The sequence below is a fragment of the Cyanobium sp. LEGE 06143 genome (assembly GCF_015207535.1).
GTDB lineage: Bacteria > Cyanobacteriota > Cyanobacteriia > PCC-6307 > Cyanobiaceae > NIES-981.
The window spans coordinates 1-3,664 of sequence record NZ_JADEWP010000219.1; the positions used below are offsets into that span (position 1 = coordinate 1).

General features: G+C 66.7%; 5 protein-coding genes and 1 tRNA gene. 3 read left to right on the forward strand and 3 right to left on the reverse strand.

Annotation, left to right across the window (positions count from 1 at the left end):
- Positions 1-205 (reverse strand): phycobilisome linker polypeptide (locus tag IQ216_RS12515; protein WP_304523987.1); only part of this gene is annotated, 205 nt, incomplete at its 3' end.
- 174 nt (positions 206-379) lie between these two features.
- Here IQ216_RS12515 and IQ216_RS12520 point away from each other — a divergent pair.
- Positions 380-940 carry an SRPBCC family protein gene (locus IQ216_RS12520; protein ID WP_193815744.1) on the forward strand — a complete coding sequence of 187 codons (561 nt, stop codon included), beginning with the start codon at positions 380-382 and terminating at the stop codon, positions 938-940.
- Positions 941-1,187: 247 nt separating this feature from the next.
- Here IQ216_RS12520 and IQ216_RS12525 read toward each other — a convergent pair.
- Both IQ216_RS12525 and IQ216_RS12530 read right to left on the reverse strand, forming a co-directional pair.
- Positions 1,188-1,260 (reverse strand) — tRNA-Glu (locus IQ216_RS12525).
- 61 nt (positions 1,261-1,321) lie between these two features.
- Positions 1,322-2,431, reverse strand: coding sequence for a histidine kinase (locus IQ216_RS12530; protein WP_370566745.1), 1,110 nt, complete (start codon positions 2,429-2,431; stop codon positions 1,322-1,324).
- 252 nt (positions 2,432-2,683) lie between these two features.
- On the opposite strand from IQ216_RS12530, the gene IQ216_RS12535 reads away from it, so the two are divergent.
- Together IQ216_RS12535 and IQ216_RS12540 are read left to right on the forward strand one after the other, a co-directional pair.
- A complete protein-coding gene (locus tag IQ216_RS12535) occupies positions 2,684-3,226 on the forward strand; it encodes a hypothetical protein (RefSeq protein WP_193815745.1) in 543 nt (180 codons plus the stop codon).
- Between the two features lie 65 nt (positions 3,227-3,291).
- The coding region (locus tag IQ216_RS12540; RefSeq protein ID WP_193815746.1) for a cAMP phosphodiesterase at positions 3,292-3,664 on the forward strand (373 nt) is incomplete at its 3' end.

Below are 3,664 nucleotides of genomic sequence, written 5' to 3' on the forward strand. Positions count from 1 at the left end.
GGGCGGCAGACAGCCCATCCGCCATCTCCACCGCCTTGATCCGTCCGCCCTGGCGGGCGATGGTCTGGAAGATGGTCTGGAGCTGGGCAAAGGGCACGGTGAAACGACGCTCGGCCTGGCGCTGGCGGCCGATGCCGAACGCCTCGACCACCACGCTCACCATGCGGCTGTCGGACTGGGAGGCACTGCCCGTTGAAACACGCATGATGGCTGGGCCCTGGCAAAAATCCGGCTGATCATAGGAAACACACCGGATCGTCGATCTGAGGAGATTGCGTTTAGGTTTGTGATGCAGCACACACCGACTCCATTGGCGCAGCGCCTGGCATCGCCTCTCGCCGCAACTCCCGTGGCTGCCGGACCCGAGGTGAGTGGTTCGATGTCTTCAGCCACCGGGTCCCCTGCCACCAGCTCCGCCGACACGGGCAGCTGTCGCCTCGACACCATCCAGCAGGAGATGGAGTATCTGGCCAACGGCACCCGCCGCCTGGCTGTGCAGCTGCGGTTGCCGCTCCATGCCGACTGCCTCTGGGCCGTGCTCACGGACTATCCCAACCTCAGCAGCTTCATCCCGAACCTGGCCAGCTCCCGCCAGCTCTGGCGCCGCGGTACCCGGGTCTGCCTGGAGCAGGTGGGCACCCAGCAGTTCTGTGGCCTGCGCTTCAGTGCCAAGGTGGAACTGGAGCTGGTGGAACACCGTGAAGCCGGCGAGCTGCGCTTTGCGATGCGCCAGGGCGACTTCCGGCGCTTCGAGGGGGTCTGGCGGATCGGCCAGGAATCCGGGCGCAGCATCCCGGAAAGCAGCCTGCTCTACGAGCTGATCGTGCAGGGCCGGCCCGGCATGCCGCTGGGTTTGATCGAGCAGCGCCTGCGCAAGGACCTGGCCAGCAACCTGCGCGGCGTCCAGCTGGAGGCGATGCGCCGGGCCGCCATCAACTGAGTGTTCTGCTCAGAGCCGGGAGTAACGCATCAGCGAGTCACCCCTGGGGTGATCAACCGGCCCCCTGATCCATCCGGTCTCTCCCGATCGGGTTGGAATCGATGCAGCCATACCTGAGCTGGACAGACTTGAAGCAGCCCAAAGCCAAACCAAGGGCTGTAGTTCTACGGGATGGGTTGAACCATCTCGGCTCAAACTCCGATCCCCAAGCCCACAACCTTCCATGCTGCCCAGCAGCATGAATCAATACCCCCAAGGGGATTCGAACCCCTGTCGCCTCCGTGAAAGGGAGGTGTCCTAGGCCTCTAGACGATGGGGGCGAGGCCACAGCAGAAGCAACGGCAGAACCGGTTTCTGAACCGCAGTGCTGATTGAAGGAAGCTACGGGCCAGGGTGACCCTTCGTCAAGGCAGGTTGGTCCTGCCCGCTCCAGACCGGCACGCTCACGTGGAAGCAGGCCCCCTCCCCCGGCTCCGACACCACCCAGATGCGGCCGCCGTGGACCTCGGCGATGCGGCGGCACACCGACAGGCCCACGCCATAGCCGGAGGTGGTGTCGGCGGTCTGGGGCAACCGCACCCGGTCGAGAAAGATCTGCTTCTGCTGGGCGGCGGGAATGCCAGGGCCGCTATCTCCCACGCTCACCTCCAGCCACTGCTGGGTGCGGTGCAGCAGGGTGAGTCTCACCTCCCCCCCCGAAGGGGTGAACTTGAAGGCGTTTTCCAGCAGGTTGAGCAGAACCTGGTGCAGCCGCCGCTCGTCGCCGTAGACGTCCGGCAGGTCGGCCGGGATGTCGGTGATCAGCCGCAGCGCCTTGCCCACCCAGAGCTTCTCGAGTTCGAGGATGGCCTCGGCGGCCAGCTTGCCGAGGCTCAGGCGCTTGGGGTTGAACAGGGCCTCCCAGCGGGTGGTGCCCACCTCCAGCAGATCCTTGGAGAGGGCCTCGATGTCATCGAGACGGCGGCGCACCACCTCCTGGTAGCGGCGCTCATCGATCTGGCCGAGCTGGTGGCTCTGCAGGGCCAGCTTGGCGGCGGTGAGGGGGGTGCGGAGTTCATGGGCGACCATCCGCAGTAGCCGTTCCTGGATGCCCAGGCGCTCGATCAGGGTTTCGTTCTCCTGGCGCATCACCAGCAGCTGGTCCTCCAGTTGCAGCTCCCGCCGCGAGCGGCTGGCCTCGAGATCGAGGCTGCCGCGGTTGATGCCGAGGTCGTTGACCACGGCCAGCTGCTGCCAGCGCGGCAGCCAGCTCTGCAGCCGCGGGCTGATCGGACTGCCGGCAAACACCTGGCGGGGCGCGGGGGAGAGCTTCACCAGGGCCGGGGTGGCGAGCAGCCGGTGCAGCTCCAGCAGYTGCGGCTGCCGGCGCGGATCAGCGATCTCCAGCTTCACCTCGAAGCCCAGATCGTCGCGTTTGAGCACCTGCAGCAGGGCCCGCAGATCGGCACTGGCCAGCTGCTGGCCGGTGGCCACGAGCAACAGGTTCAGCACCTGGGGGGGGACCTGGGCCGCGCTCGCGCCTGTGGTCGTGCCCGCGCCCGTGGCCGTGCTCGTGGAGTCCTCGTTCACAGCTCCCACGTTATGGCGTCTGGGCGGGGGCGGCTCAGCGTGGCTAGGACAAGGGCAGGGCCTGCCGCGTGTTGGCACCTCCTGGGTTCAAGGTCCGTGCCCAGGATGCCCCTGTGCCCAGGACGCCACAGCCATCCCCCTTGCTGGAGAGCCTCCTCCGGAGCCACCGAACCCATGCCGAGCACCCCGCCGCCCCGCATCCAGCTGGACAGCAACCTGAAGCGTTGGTTTGCCCGCAATCTCGGACTCTGGAAGTCGCGCCGGGTGTATTTCTTCGCGGATGGCGAAACCCTGCTGGTGGAGATGATGCTGCGGGTGCAGGCCTTTGATTCGCCTCTGGATGGGGATGCGGCCTACCGCTTCACCTGGTGGCCGGAGAAGGAGTTCGATTTCTTTGAGCGCAAGCCCCAGTACCCCCGCACCGGCACCATGGAGGCCGTGCTCTGTGGCCACCAGCTGCAGCGCAGCAGTGGCTATCTGCAGGAGAGTGCGGCGGAGCAGAGTTCAGCCGCCAGCCAGATCCGGCAGGTGGATGAGCACGAGCTGATCTTCACGTCGCACTATGGCGATTGGACCATCCTCGAGCACATTCGCCTCGTGGACCAGGACCGCTACCGCTCACGCTCCATCTACTCCTGGCGTCATGGGGCCCTGGAGATCGCTGAAGACCACCATGAGCTGCACCTGGAGCCGGCCGGGGAGCTGCTGCAGAGCTGAGACGCCGCCGAAGATCTGAGGCCCCTGGCCGCAGCGGTGATGCAGCATGGGTTGATTCTCAGTGCGTGCTGCTTGTGGGTTGCCGATCGGGCCGCGCCGGGCTGCTGGCCCTGCCGCTGCTGGCGCTGCTGGCCTCGCCCCGTCCGCTTCAGGCCGCTGCGGCCACCGAGGCCGACATGCTGCTCTACACCCGCATCGCGGCGCTCAACGTCTGCGTGGCACTGGTGGCAGAGGTGCCCTTCGACAAGGCCGTGGTGATTGCCGGCGAGACGATCGCCCGGGTGATCCGGGGTGAGCACGACAGTGCCATTGAGCAGCTGGGCGGTCAGCCCCTCAGCCTTGATGAGCTGCGCCGGGGCTCGATCAACTCGGCTGTGCTGGGGGCTGCTGAGGTCTGTCCCGACCAGTTGCCCGAGTCGGTGCGCCGTGATGTGGAGG